The 19,067-nt window shown below is 33.3% G+C and carries 21 protein-coding genes; 16 read left to right on the top strand and 5 right to left on the bottom strand.

All coding sequences use genetic code 11. The annotated features are described in order from the left end of the window. Positions 1 to 43: 43 nt before the first annotated feature. From E0H99_RS15040 to E0H99_RS15030, 3 genes are all read right to left on the bottom strand, one after another. A complete protein-coding gene (locus tag E0H99_RS15040) occupies positions 44 to 517 on the bottom strand; it encodes a GNAT family N-acetyltransferase (protein ID WP_131997379.1) in 474 nt (157 codons plus the stop codon). Positions 518 to 527: 10 nt separating this feature from the next. Next, a complete protein-coding gene (gene tsaE / locus E0H99_RS15035) occupies positions 528 to 935 on the bottom strand; it encodes a tRNA (adenosine(37)-N6)-threonylcarbamoyltransferase complex ATPase subunit type 1 TsaE (protein WP_131997376.1) in 408 nt (135 codons plus the stop codon). A gap of 68 nt (positions 936 to 1,003) precedes the next feature. Beyond that, complete coding sequence (locus tag E0H99_RS15030) at positions 1,004 to 2,557, bottom strand: response regulator (RefSeq protein WP_131997373.1); 1,554 nt, start codon at positions 2,555 to 2,557, stop codon at positions 1,004 to 1,006. Between the two features lie 553 nt (positions 2,558 to 3,110). Here E0H99_RS15030 and E0H99_RS15025 point away from each other — a divergent pair. The 5 genes from E0H99_RS15025 to E0H99_RS15010 all read left to right on the top strand — a co-directional run bounded on the left by E0H99_RS15025 (position 3,111) and on the right by E0H99_RS15010 (position 5,938). After that, entirely contained in the window at positions 3,111 to 3,617 is a 507-nt protein-coding gene (locus tag E0H99_RS15025; protein ID WP_131997370.1) for a tetratricopeptide repeat protein, read from the top strand. Positions 3,618 to 3,645: 28 nt separating this feature from the next. Continuing rightward, entirely contained in the window at positions 3,646 to 4,731 is a 1,086-nt protein-coding gene (locus E0H99_RS15020) for an acyltransferase family protein (RefSeq protein ID WP_131997367.1), read from the top strand. Positions 4,732 to 5,011: 280 nt separating this feature from the next. Then, positions 5,012 to 5,383 (top strand): VOC family protein, encoded by a 372-nt coding sequence (locus tag E0H99_RS15015; protein WP_131997528.1) that lies wholly within the window; start codon positions 5,012 to 5,014, stop codon positions 5,381 to 5,383. A 230-nt stretch (positions 5,384 to 5,613) separates the two neighbouring features. Continuing rightward, entirely contained in the window at positions 5,614 to 5,724 is a 111-nt protein-coding gene (locus tag E0H99_RS17660; protein ID WP_410503714.1) for a hypothetical protein, read from the top strand. A 28-nt stretch (positions 5,725 to 5,752) separates the two neighbouring features. Further along, positions 5,753 to 5,938 carry a hypothetical protein gene (locus tag E0H99_RS15010; RefSeq protein WP_131997364.1) on the top strand — a complete coding sequence of 62 codons (186 nt, stop codon included), beginning with the start codon at positions 5,753 to 5,755 and terminating at the stop codon, positions 5,936 to 5,938. Between the two features lie 700 nt (positions 5,939 to 6,638). Here E0H99_RS15010 and E0H99_RS15005 read toward each other — a convergent pair. Both E0H99_RS15005 and E0H99_RS15000 read right to left on the bottom strand, forming a co-directional pair. Next, entirely contained in the window at positions 6,639 to 7,550 is a 912-nt protein-coding gene (locus E0H99_RS15005) for a bifunctional metallophosphatase/5'-nucleotidase (protein ID WP_131997361.1), read from the bottom strand. A gap of 164 nt (positions 7,551 to 7,714) precedes the next feature. Beyond that, a complete protein-coding gene (locus E0H99_RS15000) occupies positions 7,715 to 8,494 on the bottom strand; it encodes a 5'-nucleotidase C-terminal domain-containing protein (RefSeq protein ID WP_131997358.1) in 780 nt (259 codons plus the stop codon). Positions 8,495 to 8,541: 47 nt separating this feature from the next. Here E0H99_RS15000 and E0H99_RS14995 point away from each other — a divergent pair, with 47 nt between their 5' ends. The 11 genes from E0H99_RS14995 to coaE all read left to right on the top strand — a co-directional run bounded on the left by E0H99_RS14995 (position 8,542) and on the right by coaE (position 19,027). After that, a complete protein-coding gene (locus E0H99_RS14995) occupies positions 8,542 to 9,060 on the top strand; it encodes a DUF6913 domain-containing protein (RefSeq protein ID WP_131997355.1) in 519 nt (172 codons plus the stop codon). 7 nt (positions 9,061 to 9,067) lie between these two features. Next, entirely contained in the window at positions 9,068 to 9,955 is an 888-nt protein-coding gene (dapA, locus tag E0H99_RS14990; protein WP_131997352.1) for a 4-hydroxy-tetrahydrodipicolinate synthase, read from the top strand. Positions 9,956 to 10,084: 129 nt separating this feature from the next. After that, positions 10,085 to 10,879 carry an outer membrane protein assembly factor BamD gene (locus E0H99_RS14985; RefSeq protein ID WP_131997349.1) on the top strand — a complete coding sequence of 265 codons (795 nt, stop codon included), beginning with the start codon at positions 10,085 to 10,087 and terminating at the stop codon, positions 10,877 to 10,879. An 8-nt stretch (positions 10,880 to 10,887) separates the two neighbouring features. Next, positions 10,888 to 11,205 (top strand): DNA-directed RNA polymerase subunit omega, encoded by a 318-nt coding sequence (locus E0H99_RS14980; protein ID WP_026709525.1) that lies wholly within the window; start codon positions 10,888 to 10,890, stop codon positions 11,203 to 11,205. Positions 11,206 to 11,213: 8 nt separating this feature from the next. Beyond that, the gene (coaBC, locus tag E0H99_RS14975; protein WP_131997346.1) at positions 11,214 to 12,440 is read left to right on the top strand and encodes a bifunctional phosphopantothenoylcysteine decarboxylase/phosphopantothenate--cysteine ligase CoaBC; all 1,227 of its coding nucleotides are present in this window, start codon (positions 11,214 to 11,216) and stop codon (positions 12,438 to 12,440) included. A 62-nt stretch (positions 12,441 to 12,502) separates the two neighbouring features. Continuing rightward, complete coding sequence (locus E0H99_RS14970) at positions 12,503 to 13,387, top strand: DUF4835 family protein (RefSeq protein ID WP_131997343.1); 885 nt, start codon at positions 12,503 to 12,505, stop codon at positions 13,385 to 13,387. Between the two features lie 54 nt (positions 13,388 to 13,441). Next, entirely contained in the window at positions 13,442 to 15,094 is a 1,653-nt protein-coding gene (recN, locus tag E0H99_RS14965; protein ID WP_131997340.1) for a DNA repair protein RecN, read from the top strand. Between the two features lie 95 nt (positions 15,095 to 15,189). Next, the gene (gene fabV / locus E0H99_RS14960) at positions 15,190 to 16,380 is read left to right on the top strand and encodes an enoyl-ACP reductase FabV (RefSeq protein ID WP_131997337.1); all 1,191 of its coding nucleotides are present in this window, start codon (positions 15,190 to 15,192) and stop codon (positions 16,378 to 16,380) included. Positions 16,381 to 16,496: 116 nt separating this feature from the next. Further along, positions 16,497 to 17,306, top strand: coding sequence for an enoyl-ACP reductase (locus E0H99_RS14955; protein ID WP_205728699.1), 810 nt, complete (start codon positions 16,497 to 16,499; stop codon positions 17,304 to 17,306). A gap of 121 nt (positions 17,307 to 17,427) precedes the next feature. Beyond that, positions 17,428 to 18,429, top strand: coding sequence for a glycosyltransferase (locus tag E0H99_RS14950; RefSeq protein WP_131997331.1), 1,002 nt, complete (start codon positions 17,428 to 17,430; stop codon positions 18,427 to 18,429). 1 nt (position 18,430) lies between these two features. Then, complete coding sequence (coaE, locus tag E0H99_RS14945; protein WP_131997328.1) at positions 18,431 to 19,027, top strand: dephospho-CoA kinase; 597 nt, start codon at positions 18,431 to 18,433, stop codon at positions 19,025 to 19,027. Positions 19,028 to 19,067: the final 40 nt, after the last annotated feature.

Raw genomic sequence — 19,067 nt, 5'->3', positions numbered from 1 at the left:
GCATTATCCGTTTTGATAAATGTCCCCGCATTTAATGCTGAAATTAATTGGTTATTCTTTCCATTTTTATATCGGCTCTTTCATAAATACCATCTTCCAAAGGCACTTCTGTAAAACCAAATTTTTCATACAAATGAATCGCCGGAAGTAATTTCCTGTTCGAATATAAAATCAGCTTTTCAATTCCTTTTGCTTCAGTAACAGCAAGGCAATGCAGCATCAATTTTTTTCCAACTCCCAAACCTTGAACACCATCCGTTACCGCCATTTTGCTCAATTCATAGGTCGTGTTATCAATTTTCATTAAGGAAACGGTACCTACGATGGCATCATTGTATTTAGCATAAAAAATCATTCCGCCTTTGTCTATAATTTGACCTTGCGGATCCGAAAGCACGATTTCGTCTTTGGATTCCACCTTGAAATATTTTTTCAGCCATTCCAGGTTTAAGGTTTTTATGGGTTCTTTTAAAGCGGCTGAATAAGGTATGATTTCTACAATATTTTCTAAACTCATAATTACTTTTTTAACTTAATGCTAAAGAACGTTTTCCATCAGGAAGCAGTGAAATAGTTATAACCGAATGTGTTTCAGGAATCAAATTTGGAATCTTCTCGGCCCATTCTATAAAACACCAATTGCCGGAATACAAATAATCGTCAACACCCATGTCCAAAGCTTCTACTTCATCATTCAGCCTATAAAAATCAAAATGATAAACTAGTTGATTGTCATTAGCTTCGTATTCATTAACTAAAGAAAAGGTTGGGCTGCTTGTAGCGCCTGTTACGCCAAGCGTTTTACACAATTCCTTGATCAAAGTCGTTTTTCCTACGCCCATTTCCCCATGGAAAAGAATCACTTTTTTGGGGTTATGCGCAATAATTTGTTTGGCTACTTCTTCGAGTTGGTCCAAAGAAAAAATGATATTCATAATTTTAAGTGTTCAGTGTTCAGTAATTAGTGTTCAGTGCTTTTTTTTCTGCAAACTGACCACTTTTTTTATTTTGGGTTAAAAACCAAAAAAGGAATAATCATTTCTTCCAATGAAATTCCACCATGCTGATATGTGTTTTTGTAATAACTCACATAATGATTGTAGTTGTTGACATACGCCAAAAACAAATCATTTTTTGCAAAAATATAAGAACTGCTCATATTTATGGTAGGCAAGCCTACATTTTTTGGTTCTTTTACCGCATAGACATCTTTGTGTTCGTATGTCAAACTACGTCCTGTTTTGTAACGTAAATTCAAACTGGTGTTTTTATCACCCACCACTTTCGATGGATTTTTTACGTTTATCGTTCCGTGATCAGTAGTCAAAATCAATTTGAAACCCATTTTTTGAGCCTGTTGAATGATTTCTAACAGTGGAGAATTCTTAAACCAGCTCAATGTCAGCGAGCGATACGCTTTATCATCGGAGGCAAGTTCTTTCACGACATCCATTTCTGTTTTGGCATGAGAAAGCATATCCACAAAGTTGTAGACTACAGTGACCAAATCATTATTCTTTAAAGCTTTAAAACTTTCGACCAGTTTTTTACCGCCGGCAAGACTCGTAATTTTAAAATAATCTTCCTTGATATTCAAACCCAATCGTTTCAATTGTGCCGTCAAAAACTCTGCTTCAAAAAGGTTTTTTCCTCCTTCTTCCGGGTCATTTTTCCAATATTGAGGAAACTGTTTTTCCATTTCAAGAGGCGTTAAACCAGAGAAAATAGCGTTTCTCGCATATTGCGTAGCCGTAGGCAAAATAGCGTAATACGGAACCTCTTTTTCCAGTTTATAGTAATTTCCCACTACGCTTTCAAAGGCTTTCCATTGGTCGTAACGCAAGTTGTCAATCACTACAAACAAAATAGGTTTGTCTTTTTTCTTGAGTTCAGGAAGCACTAATTCTTTGAATAACGTGTGCGATTGAACCGGTTTATCCGCTTTTGGTGCAAACCAATCCTCGTAATTACGCTCTATGAATTTTCCAAATTGCGAATTGGCTTCTGTTTTCTGGGATTCCAAAATTTCAACCATGCTCTGATCGTCGATATTCTCCAATTCCAGTTCCCAAAAAATCAATTTCTTATACAGCTCAATCCAGTCCTCATAGGAATTCACCATCGCCATTTCCATGGTGATTTTTCTAAATTCCTTCTGATAATCCAACGTTGTTTTTTGCGAAATCAATCGGGAATGATCCAGATTTTTCTTCAAACTCAACAAAATCTGGTTTGGATTCACGGGTTTAATCAAATAATCGGCAATTTTAGAACCTATGGCTTCCTCCATAATGTATTCTTCCTCGCTTTTAGTAATCATAATCATAGGAACCGAAGATTTTTTCTCCTTCATTTCTGACAAGGTTTCCAAACCGCTCATTCCAGGCATATTTTCATCCAGGAAAACAATATCAAAATTGTTTTCCTCAAAAATTGCAATCGCATCCAGCCCGTTGTTACAGGTAGTTACCTCGTAATTTTTCTTTTCCAGAAATAAGATATGTGGTTTCAAAAGGTCGATTTCATCATCCACCCAAAGTATTTTTATTTTATCCATAATTGTATAAACAAGTGTTCTAAAGTACAAAATTAAAGTGCCAAATTACATTTTTTTGTAACGGCTACCTGCTAATATTATGATAATTTTTTAACACACTTACACTACATTTTATAAAATTACAATTCGCTTTAGGTCAGTTTTGGGCGTGACCCATCCTGCGTAAACTCCGTCCGGGTCGGGCTGTACGCTGTATCTTTCCTTTTTAAAGAAAAAAGGAAAGGATGCCGTTTCTATCCCTCACGCACTTGCGAGAACGAGTTATTTTTGAAACCACTATTTTTAAGTAAGAAAACTTTCGAAAAATAAAAGATGTGTTCGATAACTTGTAGTTGTTTTTTTATATTTTCGTGTAAATAACAATAATCTGATATTTGTTAGAGCGTGTGATCCAAATTCGGGTCGATTGGGATGATTTTATCAGATTTAATATATTCAAGTTAGCAACTATATCATCAAACTTTTGTTTTATGAATAAGAATCGAATTTTTAAAATTGTATAATAGCTATTGCAGGAACAATTGTCCCTCTTCTTCTTCTCATTGCACTATCAATGATTATATATGGGCAAAATTTTCCTTTAGTAAAATTCCATTATTGGAAAGGCTTCATTGAACAACGAAATGGAAATTTAGATAGCGCAATCGAAAGTTACGATAAAGCAACTGAAATAGATAATAAATATCCGACAGCTTACATATCACGTGGAAGTGCATATCTAGACTTAAAAAAATATGATAAAGCAATCGCTAATTATACAATGGCGATAAAGTTATCTCCAGAAAATGAAGAGCCGTATGCATACAGAGGAAGAGCTTATTATGAAATTGACAGTTTGAAAAGTTTCAAAGATGATTTTGAAAAAGCAGTTAATTTGAATAAAGATTTTGGATATGCCTATTCAAATAGAGCGCTTCTAAAATATACTAAATTGAATGACAAAACTGGCGGTTGTGAAGATTTGAAAAAAGCAGCCAAATTAGGCGACGAAGATGCAAAAGTTCATCTAAAGGATGGTGTTTGCGAAGATACCCCCGCTCATAACCACAAACAGAATTGAAATAAAAATAAAACACTAATAATAAATTATGGCAAAAATTGATACCGAGATTTTAAAGACAAAACAACATTTTGAAATGCTTGATGGATTAAGGGGAGTAGCCGCTTTGGCTATTGTCATTTTTCATTTTATGGAAATTGTTTATTTGCCCAACAAAAATTTTATTGCGCATGGTTTTCTTGCTGTTGACTTTTTCTTTTGTCTATCCGGATTTGTAATTGCTTATGCCTATCATCAGGATCGCATTGAAAAAATGGGACTTGCGGCGTTCTTTAAGACAAGGCTAATCAGACTACATCCTTTGGTTATTTTTGGTTCGGTATTGGGTTTGCTAGCTTTTCTTTATGACCCTTTTAGCAGTCATCCTGAAACCTACGAAGCCGGTAAATTGATTCTGATATTTCTAAGTTCCGTATTTCTAATTCCTTTTCCGGGTATGCCGGATCGTTATTTTAACTTGTTCGGTTTAAATGCGCCAGCCTGGTCGTTGTTTTGGGAGTATGTTGCCAATATTTTGTATGCACTTTTCCTTTACAAATTAAGCCGTCGTTCCCTCTTTTTATTAACCGTTTTTGCAGCAGCAGGACTCTGTTTTGCCAGCAGTCGTGCGGGAGGTTCTTTGCTGGGCGGATGGAGTGGAGAAACATTTTGGGATGGTTTTGCCCGTATTTCCTATTCTTTTTTAGCCGGAATGTTGATTTTTCGTTCCAATTGGATTATTAAATCAAACATCGGTTTCCTGGGCTTATCTGTATTATTGTTGTTAGCGTTTTTAATGCCTTTTACGGAAGAATGGAATTGGCTGACGCAACCTTTCGTGGTATTGTTTTATTTTCCGTTATTGATTGTATTGGGAGCCGGAGCCAAGCTAACTGAAGGATTTAAAAAAATCTGTATTTTCTCCGGAAAAATTTCTTATCCTTTATACATGACACATTATGCTGTGATGTGGATATTTGCGAACTATTATACGACCTACAAACCGGAAACGACTGAGCTGTTTTTTATCGTCACAATAGGAACACTGTTGTTAGTTTACTTCGCTTATTTGACCATGGTTTTTTATGATATTCCAATCCGAAAGTATTTAACGGATAGGAGGAAGAAGGTTTAGTTTATTAATACAGTTATTTGTAATTTAGATACCTGATTGCTCAAATAGGTAAGCGGTTCGATTATGAACCTTGACAGGAAACTATTAGTTGCAAGTAAAACCAGCGAAACGATTAACATTAAAATAGTATGAAATGAAAAAGAAAACAGTGTTAATTATAGGGTTTCTAATCTCATTTGGACTTGGTTTCTATATGAATATTTTGGTTTCAAATAAAAGCGACAATAAGAGTGAGATTAAGCAATCAAATAATAAAAACAATATAAAAAAAGAGGAAAATATGAAATTAGGAGCATTTTCAGTGAGTCTTAGTGTCAAGGACATTCAAGTATCAAAACAATTTTATGAGAAGCTGGGATTTTCAGTATTTGCCGGTGGTTTAGAAAAAAATTATCTCATAATGAAAAATGAAAATTCATTAATCGGGCTTTTTCAAGGAATGTTTGAGAATAACATTTTAACTTTTAACCCAGGCTGGGACGAGAATGCTAACAACATCACAAAGTTTGACGACGTTAGAGAAATTCAACTGGAACTAAAAAGCAAAGGCCTCAAAATAGACCCTGAAGTGGATGAGAAAACTTCTGGCCCCGCTGGTTTTATGATAACTGATCCGGACGGAAATGTTATTTTGATTGACCAACATCGTTAATTTTTTTTCACACTATTAAAGTTGAAATATATCTTTCGATTCGATAATAGAAAAACTTTTCGTATTTATAAATAGAACCCATTTTCCATCCAAAAATATAATTAAATTCAAATGTTAGATAAAAAATACTGCGTAAGCGGACAAATTGCCCATGAGTTAGTTGGGGATGAATTAACTTATTTTTTTAAAATGGAAAAGTAAAAGGAAAAGGTACTTTTATAAATAGACTGATGGAAGGAGAGTGGCTGTTTAATCTAGAAACTGGGCAACTTTGGCAAATTGAAAATTTCAAAAACAGCAAGAAAAACGGTTCTTTTATTCGGTATGACAGAAACGGCTAAGTAGAATATCAAGAGACTTTTGAGAGCGATGTTACTATTCAGCCTTGAAACAGGCGTTAAAGTCAATGGAAAAAGGGATGGTTCTGGACTTTTCAAAACCGAAAACGGGGCGCAATTCTATGCTGTCATTCGTTCAGTAACAGATACCTGTATCAAAAACGGACAAAATGTTTTAGCTGCTTTTAAAACTATTGCTGTATTGCAATCTGAATAGTTACAATTGATTTAATAAAAGGAGGAATTTTTTTATTTTCTTTTATAGGGGATGTTTTTTATCTTGATGAGCGACAATAATTTGGAAGTAGGTTCAGTACTGAGTTTTTTGACCGTTTATCAGCTGTTTATAATTCATCTTGTTAATGGGTTCAAAAAATTAAAATTTAATAAAACGGATGTTTTATCCATACTAAGTGTAATTCTTGTAATGCTCATTTTATCAATTGCTATTTTGAGTTTGCAATTTGAGAAAATGAAAACAGATTTTTTAATAATTATAATTTACAGTATGATATTGGGTATACTAATTTGTATTTCGGTTGTAAATCATATTACAAAAAGCAATTATGCTTTTTTGAATTTGGGGTTAATGTCAACTTGTTTTTTGCTTTCGGATGTTTTTTATGTTCTAAATGGTTTTTATCTGTCACTTTTTACCTTTAGTTTAATTGAAATGATAGCACAGGTGTTTTCGTATTATTTTATGGTCAATTATTTTATTGAGAATGATAAGTCCTTAAAAAGAAATATGCTTGCCCATAACTAATACCAATATATTTAATTTTGTCATTTCGACGAAGGAGAAATCTCATTAGTTGCTCTCGTTTTGTGATTTCTCCTTCGTCGAAATGACAAAACAGCTAAATTTTATTTATAAGATGTGATTTGGTAGAAGTAAACGATAATCACAAAAAAAACTATACAACAATCGATTTCCCCTCAAAAGCTTTTGCTTTATCGTTATCCAAATAAAAATCAATTCTTCCCAGATTTATACCGTAACAACCCACTTGGTTTACTAGAACTTCTTTGCCGGCAAGATTTTTTACAACAGTAGGCTTCTCTAGAAAAGTGTGTGTATGTCCACCAATAATCAAGTCAATATCCTGAGTAAGTTCGGCTAATTTTAAATCACATATTTTATTAGGTTCGTCTCTGTATTTATACCCTAAATGAGACAAGCAAATAACTAAATCACAATGTTGTTCTTTTTTTAAAATCTGAACCATGTCTTGAGCAGACTCGATTGGATTGTTATAAACGGTTTCTTTATACATTCCTTTATCGACTAAACCGGCAAGCTCTATTCCAAGACCAAAAACACCAACTTTAATTCCATTCTTGTTGAATATTTTATACGGTTTTACAAAACCATCCATCACGGTGTTTTTAAAATCGTAGTTGGCGGATAGGAACTCAAATTTAGCATGTGGCATTTGCGCATGCAAACCTTCAACCCCATTATCAAAATCATGATTTCCTATGGTAGAAGCATCGTATTGCATCATACTCATCAATTTGAATTCTAATTCTCCGCCATAATAGTTAAAATAAGGCGTTCCTTGAAAAATATCGCCCGCATCCAGCAATAGTACATTTGGGTTTTCTTTTCGTATCGTTTCAATCAAGGCTGCTCTTCTCGCCACGCCACCCATATTTGCATTTCTGGGATGATCCGCAGGAAATGGATCTATATAACTGTGTACATCATTTGTATGTAAAACTGTCAAGTGTTTGGTTTTTGAAAACTCAAAACTGCTCAACGATACACCTAAACCTAGTAAAGCTGAACTCGCAGCTGTTTTTTCTATAAATTCTCTTCTTTTCATTTTATATTTTTTGGAGCTATTTCCCGCTGTCCGCTGTATCTTTATGTTTTTAAAGAAAAAACATAAAGGATGTTGCTTCCATCAGGGCTAGGGCTATGTGCTTATAGTGTTGTTATCTAGTTGTTTAAAGCAGAGTGTTGCTGCTCAGCACGGAATAATTATTTTTATTCAACCGTAATTCGAATGTCACTGATCACAGGAATTGTATCTACTTCTTTAAAATAATCAATAAGAATATTTCGTAGTTTATAGTCTAAGTCAAATTTCTGAACCCCTTTTTTAAAGAAATTCATGTTGTCTCCGCCATTAGACAAATAATCATTGGTTCCTACATAATAAATAGTCTCTTTTTGAACTGGTTTTCCTTGTACTAATATGTTTTTTGGAAGATTGTTTTTGTCAATGGTAAACGTTACTCCAGTTAGCGGATGTGGTTTTTTTTCGGCGATAAAATAATCGACCATTTCAAGAATTTGTTCTCCTTTTAAAGTAATCACAACCAAACTATTTTCAAAAGGCATAATTTCAAAAGCCGTTCTTGCAGTTACATTTCCTTTTGGAAGTATAGAACGAATGCCCCCGTTATTAAGCAAACAAATATCGATGTCCTTTTTTTCTCTGGCTTGAAACACAATATTTCCTCTCATCAAAGTAACATCAGCCATCAAATTACCAATTGTAGTTTGCCATTTGCCTGTGCTTTTATCTAATGTTTCCGGGCAATAAGCCAGAACGCTGTCTAAATCTTTGTTGATGTGTTCTCTGTATGGTTTTATGAAGTTCTCAATTTGAGGAACTTGATTTTCCTTTTCAGTGATTGGAATTCGTTTGCCTTCTATTTTAGTAACGTAGTAATTTTGTTTGCTGCATGAGGCAACAAAAAAAAATGTTAAGAATATAACAAAAAGTTTAGAAACATCGTTATACTTTTTTAGATTTACCATTTTAAATGTGACTTAATTAAGTAATTTTGTAATCAAGTAAAAGTAATATGTTTTTGAATTATATAAAGAATTATTTTGTAAAAAAAACATTAAAAAAAAGCTTTCAAAATTTAAAAAATATTGAGTCAGTTAATGTTGTAAAAACAATTGGTTTACTGGTTGATGCCACTCGTTTTGCCCAAACGGAAGCATTGATTACAGCGTTAACAGCATACGGAATCGCACCAAAAAATATAACAACAATTCTTTATAGAGATAAATTTAAGAAAACAGCAGATAAAAAATTTCCGGTATTCAATTCAGGGCATTTAAAATGGAGTGGAGAAATTTCTTCTCCGGAAGTAAATGATTTCATCAATAAAAAATTTGATTTGTTAATCAGTTATTACGACATAGAAAAAGCAATTTTATTAAAAATTAATCATGATTCAAAAGCGCAATTCAAAGTCGGTTTTTCATCAATAGACAAAAGATTAAATCATTTTATGATTAAAACGGATGTCGACAATTATACACTTTTTGTAAGTGAACTATTCAAATATTTAAAATTATTAAACAAAATATAAATATAATATGCAATCATTAATAGGTACTGGTGTTGCTCTTGTAACCCCATTTAAAGAAGATTTTTCAATTGACATCGAAGCATTAAAAAGAATCGTAAATTTTTCAATCGATGGAGGAATTGAATATCTTGTAGTATTGGGTACAACTGCAGAAAATGCAACATTGTCTCAAGACGAAAAAGAATTAGTTATTAGTACCGTAATCGAGGCTAATAATGGAAGTTTGCCATTAGTACTTGGAGTAGGAGGAAACAACACTTTAAAAGTGACAGAAGAGTTGAAAACAAGAGATTTGTCTCAATTTGCGGCAGTTTTATCGGTTTCGCCGTATTATAACAAACCCACTCAGGAAGGCATTTACCAACACTTTAAAGCAGTTGCTGAAGCATCGCCAATTCCAGTAATTTTATACAATGTTCCGGGAAGAACAGCCAGCAACATGCTTCCTTCAACCGTTATACGCTTGGCTAATGATTTTGAAAATATCGTTGCAATAAAAGAAGCAGCAGGAGATATTGTTCAAGCCATGCAATTATTGAAAAACAAACCAAAAGATTTTCTCGTAATTTCAGGTGACGATATGATTGCTTTGCCGATGGTTTTGGCTGGTGGATCAGGCGTTATATCTGTAATTGGGCAAGGTTTTCCTAAAGAATTTTCTGAAATGATTCGATTAGGTTTGAATCGTAAAGTGGATGAAGCATTCAAAATGCAATACCTCTTGGCGGATTGCATTGATATGATTTTTGAGCAAGGAAATCCGGCAGGAATCAAACAAGTGTTCCTATCACTGGGGATTTCAGAAAACACAGTGCGTTTGCCATTAGTAAAAGTTGATGATTCGCTCGCAAGCAGAATCGATCAGTTTGTCAAAAAAGTCAATAAACAAGGATAAAAAAAAGAGTCTTTTTTTAAACAAAAAATATATTTTGAAGTCGCTAAATTAATAACTAAATTTGCCACCGAAACTTCGGTATGATTTTATGGGTTGTTTCAACCAAGAAATCATAAAAAAAGTAAAAAAATGAAAAAAATCATATCTCTATTGCTTCTTGTAGCTTTATTCAGTTCTTGTGGTGAATACCAAAAAGCATTAAAAACCGAAGATGTTGCTGTTAAATTTGAAATGGCCACTAAATTATACGACGCAGGGAACTATTCTAAAGCGATTCGTATTTTTGAACAAATTGCTCCAGCTTACAGAGGGAAGCCTCAAGCGGAAAAATTGTTTTACATGTTTGCTCAATCCTATTACAAAACAAAACAATATTACTTGGCAGGTTATCAATTTGAAAGCTTTGTTTCGGGATATCCAAAAAGTGAAAAATTACAGGAAGCAGCCTATTTGGGAGCAAAAAGCTACTCTATGTTATCTCCTGTTTATAGTTTAGATCAAACAGATACCACAAAAGCATTAGATAAATTGCAATCATTCATAGATAATTATCCTAATTCAGAGTATTTGGCAGAAGCGAATGCGACCGTAAAAGTGCTTAGCGAAAAAATAGAGAAAAAAGTTTTTGAAAATGCTAAAGGATACAATACAATTTCTGATTATAAATCAGCGATGGTTGCGTTAGATAACTTTGTAGCGGATTATCCGGGAACACCATTCAAAGAAGATGCTTTATACTACAAGTTAGATTCAGCCTATCAATTGGCTATTAATAGTATTCCATCAAAAATGGAAGAGCGATTAAATGTTGCAAAAACAGCGCAATCGAACTTGATTAAGTTTAAAGCGGATACGAAATACAAGCAAGAAGCAAACGAAATGTTAGCTCGAATAGATAAAGATTTACAAAAATTTACTAAATAAATAAAGTCATGGATTTAAAAAAGACGAATGCTCCAGTAAATACAATAACATACAACAAAACTGTTATTGAAGAACCTACTGGTAATGTGTATGAAGCGATAACCATTATGGCTAAAAGAGCAAACCAAATCAATTCTGAAATTAAAAAAGAATTGACTGAGAAATTGGAAGAATTTGCTACATATAATGACAGTCTTGAAGAAGTTTTTGAAAACAAAGAGCAAATTGAGGTTTCAAAATTTTACGAAAAACTACCTAAGCCACACGCTTTAGCAGTTCAAGAATGGTTAGATGGTAAAATATACCACAGAGATTCAAATAAATAATAGTTACTATGTCAGTTTTAAGCGGTAAAAAAATTCTACTAGGAGTTTCTGGTGGAATTGCAGCCTATAAAACAGCCACATTAGTACGACTTTTCATAAAAGCAGGTGCACATGTCCAAGTGATAATGACACCTGCTTCTAAGGATTTTGTAACTCCTCTTACGTTATCTACGTTATCCAAAAATCCTGTACATTCCAGTTTTTATAATCAAGACGAAGAAAATGAAAAATGGAATAATCATGTTGAATTAGCACTTTGGGCTGATTTGATGGTTATTGCTCCTGCAACAGCAAATACTTTGTCTAAAATGGCAAACGGTACTTGTGATAATCTTTTGATTGCAGCCTATTTATCAGCAAAATGTCCGGTGTATTTTGCTCCTGCAATGGATTTAGACATGTATAAACATCCTTCTACAATCGCTAATTTCTCTTCTCTGACTCAATTTGGTAATGTCATAATTCCTGCCGAAAGCGGTGAATTGGCAAGTGGATTATCCGGTGAAGGAAGAATGGCGGAACCTGAAAATATTGTAGCTTTTCTGGAAGCAGATTTAAACAGTAAATTACCTCTTAAAGGAAAAAAAATATTAATTACTGCCGGTCCCACATACGAAGCAATAGACCCTGTGCGTTTTATAGGAAATCATTCTTCGGGTAAAATGGGTTTTGATATAGCAATTAGCGCTGCAAATCTAGGTGCTTCGGTGATTTTAGTTTCGGGACCTACACATTGTAAAGTTTCAAATCCATTGATTAATATGATTAATGTTGTATCTGCAGAAGAAATGTATGTGGCTTGCCATCAGTTTTATGCCGATGTGGATGTTGCGATTGCTGCTGCGGCCGTTGCGGATTACAAACCTAAGTATGTTGCACAACAAAAAATAAAAAAAGCCGCTGATAATTTTACAATCGAACTCGAAAAAACGAAGGATATATTAGCTTCTTTGGGTGAACTAAAGAAAAATCAGTTTCTGATAGGTTTTGCTTTAGAAACAGAAAATGAAATTGAAAATGCGACCTTGAAAATTCAGAAAAAAAACTTAGATTTGATTGTTTTAAATTCGCTTCAAGATCAGGGTGCTGGTTTTGGCAAAGCAACGAATAAAGTTACCTTTATTGATAAATATTTCAATATTGAGCCAATGGAATTGAAATCGAAAGAAGCTGTTGCTGATGATATTCTAGAAAAGGTGAAAGTACATTTTATGAAATTGGGTAACGGATTGTAATAGAAACGCAATGTTGGTGTTTGAATTACTGATAACCGTTAAGAAATAATACAAATCTACAGATGAATAAAATAATTATTTTTTTTCTGCTTTTTACTTCTGGGCTTACGCAAGCGCAACAATTAAACTGTACGGTAACGGTTGATTCACAAAAATTGAGTGTTACAAATCAGCAAGTTTTTAAAACCTTACAAACTTCAATAAGTGAGTTTGTAAATAAAACGGATTGGACGGGGCAAACGGTTAAGCAAAACGAGAAAATTAATTGTTCGATGTACATTACCGTTTCTTCGAATAGCTCAGATCAATTTACTGCAACTATTCAAGTGCAATCTTCAAGGCCTATTTTTAATTCCTCTTATTCATCTCCAGTATTAAATTACAATGATAAAGACTTTAATTTTAGATATGCAGAATTTGAAAATTTAATTTTTAGTCCAACTACATTCGATTCTAATTTAATTTCTGTTTTGGCTTTTTACAGTTATATGATTTTAGGAATGGATGCGGATACTTTTGTTTCCGAATCTGGGAATTCTTACTTTGAAACGGCTCAAAATATCTCAAATGTAGCACAACAAGGCGGTTCCAAAGGATGGAGTCAAACTGATGGAAACCAAAACCGTTACTTTTTAATAAACGATATTTTATCCCCGGCATTCAAACAAGTGCGACAATCCATGTTCGATTATCATACTGGTTTAGACCTAATGAGTAAGGATTTAAAAGCGTCTAAAGAAAAAATAAAAGGATCACTAATCGATTTGACTAAACTAAATGCTTCCAGACCCAACGCATTTTTAACCCGTGTCTTTTTTGATGCTAAATCAGATGAAATTGTTTCTATTTTTTCTGGTGGACCCAGTATTACAATTTCAGATTTAGTAGATAATCTGAATAAAATTTCTCCTTTGAATTCAAGTAAATGGATGCTGATAAAATATTAATTGATTTTCAATTTTTAGTTTAATCCAGCTTCACATCACAAAAAAATATAGTAAATGATAACGTCACTTTCGATAAAAAACTATGCCTTAATAGAAAAATTGTCAATCGATTTTTCAAAAGGTTTCTCAACAATCACAGGAGAAACCGGTGCAGGAAAATCAATAATTTTAGGAGCATTAGGATTGGTTTTAGGAAAAAGAGCCGACTTAACTTCTTTAAAAAGCAAAGAAGAAAAGTGTATCATTGAAGCTCATTTTGAAATTTCTAAGTATAATTTGCTTCCTTTTTTTGAGGAAAATGATTTGGATTATGAAAATGACACCATAATTAGACGTGAAATCCTTCCTTCAGGAAAATCCAGAGCTTTTATAAATGACAGTCCTGTAAATCTTCAGGAATTGCAGGAACTGAGCTTGTTCTTGATTGATATTCATTCGCAACAGCAAACCCAAGAACTTTCGGATGAAAATGTGCAGTTCGAAATTATTGATGCAATTGCCAATAATAAAGAAACAATTCTGGAATATCAATCGCTTTTAAAAAGTTATAAATCGGATAAATCTAAATTGAATTCGCTGCTGAAAAGACAAAGCGAATCTAAGAAAGAGCAAGAATACAATACTTTTTTATTGGATGAATTAGTTGCTGCACAATTAAAATCAGGCGAACAAGAATCTCTTGAGGCTGATTTTGAAAAATTAAATAATGTTGAGATTATAAAAGAATCTATCGATAGGTCTTTGGCTATTGCCAATGAAGAACAAATTGGTGTTATGCATAATTTGAATGAAATTAAGGTTTCATTACAAAAAATCGCCTCTTTTTCGACTGAATATCATTCTTTGTTAGACAGGATTGCAAGCGTAACAATTGAGTTTGATGATATTTCGGATGAAATGAATCGCTGTTCCGAAAAACTTATTAATGATCCGGAGCAATTGGATTTAATCAGTCAAAAGCTTCAGGTAATTTTTAATTTGCAAAAGAAACATCAGGTTTTATCTGTAGATGAACTACTGGAAATTCAAGCTAATCTTGAGAATTCAGTTTTAGAATTAGGCAATATGGAAGAAGAAATTGCGGCACTGACGATTTCTATTGAACAAAAAACAGTTGAATTAGATGCTTTTTCGACCACAATTCATATTAATAGATTGGATTCGATTCCAGTTTTATCTCAAAAGTTGATTACTATTTTAGAAACTTTGGGAATGCCAAATGTTCGCTTTAATATCGACGTTAATACTACTGAAACTTATTTCCAAAACGGAAAAGATGAGATTCAGTTTTTATTTTCGGCCAATAAAGGAACTGATTTCGGTTTATTGAAAAAAGTGGCTTCGGGGGGAGAAATGTCAAGAATTATGTTGGCTGTTAAGGCGATATTGGCACAATACTCAAAATTACCAACATTGATTTTTGATGAAATTGATACCGGTGTTTCCGGAGAGATTGCCATAAGAATGGGGGAAATCATGAAGGAAATGAGCCAGGAAATGCAAATTTTTGCTATCACCCATTTACCTCAAATTGCAGCAAAAGGGAATGCACATTTTAAAGTATTTAAATCAACTGTTGGCGAGGACACGCAATCTGAATTGAAGTTATTAAATGGAGAAGAAAGAGTTGTCGAAATTGCTCAAATGTTATCTGGAACTGTTGTTTCTGATTCGGCCTTAAATCACGCTAAAGCCTTGCTGAACTAATTATTTACTTTATATTTGTTTCCTTTAAAAGCAAGGCTTTTGCATCAGCAATAAAACGATTACACGAATAAATAAAAAAACGAATAACCAAGAGTATGATTATAGAACCTAGAATGAGAGGATTTATTTGTACGACATCTCACCCAAAAGGATGCGGACAAAATGTTAAAAATCAAATTGAATATATTAAATCAAAAGGACCTATCAACGGGGCTAAAAAAGTATTAGTAATTGGAGCTTCAACCGGATTTGGTTTAGCTTCGAGAATTACAAGTGCTTTTGGATCTAGTGCAGGAACTATTGGTGTATTTTTTGAAAAACCTCCAACAGAAGGTAAAACAGCTTCACCAGGTTGGTATAATTCTGCAGCTTTTGAAAATGAAGCTCATGCTGCGGGTTTATATGCAAAAAGTATCAATGGAGATGCGTTTTCGAATGAAGTAAAACAACAAACATTAGATCTTATAAAAGCTGATTTAGGGCAAGTGGACTTAGTAATCTATAGTTTAGCTTCTCCTGTTCGTATGCATCCGGTTACCGGTGTTTTGCATCGTTCTGTATTGAAACCTATCGGAAGTACTTTTACCAATAAAACAGTTGATTTTCATTCTGGTAAAGTTTCAGAAATTTCAATTGAGCCTTGTAACGAAGAAGAAATAGCAAATACCGTTGCAGTAATGGGCGGTGAAGATTGGGCTATGTGGATTGATGCTTTAAAAGCTCAAAATCTATTGGCTCCAGGCGCTACAACTGTTGCTTATTCTTATATTGGGCCATCATTGACTGAAGCCGTTTATAGAAAAGGAACCATTGGTCGTGCTAAAGATCATCTTGAAGCGACTGCATTTGCTATCACTGATAGTTTAGCTGGTATTAATGGGAAAGCATTTGTTTCAGTAAACAAAGCATTGGTTACACAAGCAAGTTCAGCCATTCCGGTTATTCCATTGTATATTTCTTTGTTGTATAAAATAATGAAAGAAGAAGGAATTCATGAAGGTTGTATCGAACAAATTCAACGTTTGTATCAAGAAAGATTATATACCGGAAATGAAATTCCAGTTGATGAGAAAGGAAGAATCCGTATTGACGATTTAGAAATGCGTCCTGATGTTCAAGAAAAAGTGGCTAAATTGTGGATTGAAGCTGTAACTGAAAATTTATCTGAAATAGGAGATTTAGAAGGATACAGAAAAGATTTTTATAATCTGTTTGGCTTTGACGTAGAAGGAGTAGATTATAAAGCAGATACAAACGAAGTGGTAAACATCGAAAGTATTGCTTAATTCTATACTAAACTAAATATTTAGTTTCTGTAATGCATCTTAAATTTCACAATGGTTTATTCATTTCGAAATTTAAGGTGCATTATTTTTTTAAAGAATTGACTTAAATTAATTGTATTATGTATAACTTATTAAAAGGAAAAAGAGGAATCATTTTCGGCGCTTTGGATGAAAATTCAATTGCATGGAAAACAGCAGAAAGAGTGTTTGAAGAAGGAGGAACTTTTGTTCTTACAAATGCTCCGGCTTCCATACGAATGGGAACAATTAATGCGCTGGCACAAAAAACAAATTCTCAAATTATACCTGCTGATGCTACATCTGTGGCTGATTTAGAGCATTTAGTAGATCAAGCTATGGAAATTTTGGGAGGTAAAATAGATTTTGTTTTGCACTCTATCGGAATGTCTGTAAATGTTCGAAAAGGCAATCATTATACCAATCAGAATTACGATTATACGGAGAAAGGATGGAATGTTTCGGCTGTTTCTTTTCATAAAGTAATGCAGGTTTTATACAAAAAAGATGCCATGAACGAGTGGGGAAGTATCGTTGCGCTATCTTATATGGCAGCGCAACGCGTGTTTCCGGACTATAACGACATGGCGGATAACAAAGCGTTTTTAGAGTCTATAGCACGTAGTTTTGGTTACTTCTTTGGTAGAGATAAAAAAGTAAGAGTCAATACTATTTCTCAATCTCCAACACCTACAAAGGCTGGTCAGGGTGTAAAAGGATTTGGCGGATTTATAAATTTTGCCGAAAAAATGTCACCTTTAGGGAATGCATCTGCTTTAGATTGTGCTAATTATACCCTAACACTATTTTCTGATTTGACCAGAAAAGTAACTTTGCAAAACTTATTGCATGATGGTGGTTTCTCAAATATGGGAGTAAGCCAGGAAGTGATGGAAATGTTTGAATAAAAAGCAGAAAATTATTTATGAAACCATCGATTAATAGTTGATGGTTTTTTTATGGATAAAGATTATATTTGTTAAAATTTTTTAAGTCTAAAAAACCTCTTTAATACCACATTTTTAATTTATGTTATTCTCCCTAATTATACCAGTTTACAATCGTCCAGACGAAGTTGATGAACTTTTAGAAAGCTTATCTCATTCAACGTATAACGAAATTTTTGAAATTGTTATTATTGAAGATGGTTCTTCCATAGTTTGCAAAGATGTAGCTCAAAAATATGGTGACAAATTGGATATTTCCTATTACTACAAGGAAAATTCAGGACCTGGAGATTCAAGGAATTATGGAATGAAAAAAGCCAGAGGTGATTATTTTATCATTTTTGATTCGGATTGTATTATTCCAAAGGAATATTTATCAGAAGTTGATAAAGCTTTAAAACAGAATTATGTAGATTGTTTTGGAGGACCTGATAAGGCTTTAGACAGTTTTTCGGATATACAAAAAGCTATTAATTTTGCGATGACTTCGTTTCTAACCACTGGCGGAATTCGTGGAGGTTCAGAAAAAATAGACAAGTTTCAGCCTAGAAGTTTTAATATGGGATTATCCAGAAAAGCTTTTGAAGCATCAAAAGGGTTTGGAAATATTCATCCTGGCGAAGATCCGGATTTGTCAATTCGTTTGTGGAATCTAGGTTTTGAAACCAAACTTTTCCCCAATGCATTTGTGTATCACAAGAGAAGAATTGATTGGGATAAGTTTTCTATTCAGGTAAATAAATTTGGAAAAGCAAGACCAATTCTAAATAGTTGGTATCCAAAATACAATAAGCTTACTTTTTTCTTTCCTTCGGTATTCATAATTGGATTTTTTAGTTCCTTTTTATTAATGTTGATTTTTAATTTTGATTTGCTGCTTCAATTGTATTTTGTTTACTTTTTGATACTGTTTTTCACGTCTTCCTATCAAAATAAAAGCTTAAAAATCGGGTTCTTATCATTGATAGCCGTTTGGAAACAATTTTATGGTTACGGAACGGGTTTTATAAAATCTTTTTATAAAATTATCATTTTGAAGCAAAAACCCCAAGAAGCTTTTCCTGAATTATTTTTCAAAGTTTAATATGACAAAAATAATTGGTTTAACTGGCGGTATCGGAAGTGGGAAAACTACCATTGCAAATTATTTTGAATCATTTGGTGTTCCGGTGTACATTGCTGATGACGAAGCCAGAAAAATCATGCAAACATCAGAAATTATTGGAGCCATCAAAAAGGTATTTGGCGATGCAATTTTTGAAAACGAGAAGTTGAATAGAGAAGAATTGGCTAAAATTGTATTTAGTAACCCTGAAAAATTGGAAAAACTTAACAATATTGTTCACCCTGCCGTAAAAAAGCATTTTGACCAATGGCTTTTACTGCACAAAAAAAATCCTTATGCTATTTATGAAGCGGCTATTTTATTTGAAAGTGGAGGTTATAAAAATTGCGATTTGATTATAACTGTCACAGCACCAATAGAATCAAGGATTCAGAGGGTTGTTGAGCGTGATAAAACGACACGGGAACTTGTTTTAAAAAGAATAAATGCACAATGGACTGATGAACAACGCATCTCAAAAAGCGATTTTATCATAGAAAATACTTCCTTAGAAACTACAAAATTGGAAGTTGTTAAAATTCTTAAAATTTTAAAGATTAAACAAAATGTGCTATAGGTGTTAATGTTTGGTTAATCTATTATTTAATATATTGTTA

This window comes from Flavobacterium sp. GT3P67 (genome assembly GCF_004349155.1).
Taxonomy (GTDB): domain Bacteria; phylum Bacteroidota; class Bacteroidia; order Flavobacteriales; family Flavobacteriaceae; genus Flavobacterium; species Flavobacterium ranwuense.
The sequence above is the reverse complement of the archived record's forward strand: the minus strand, read 5'-3'. Positions and strand labels throughout refer to the sequence as shown.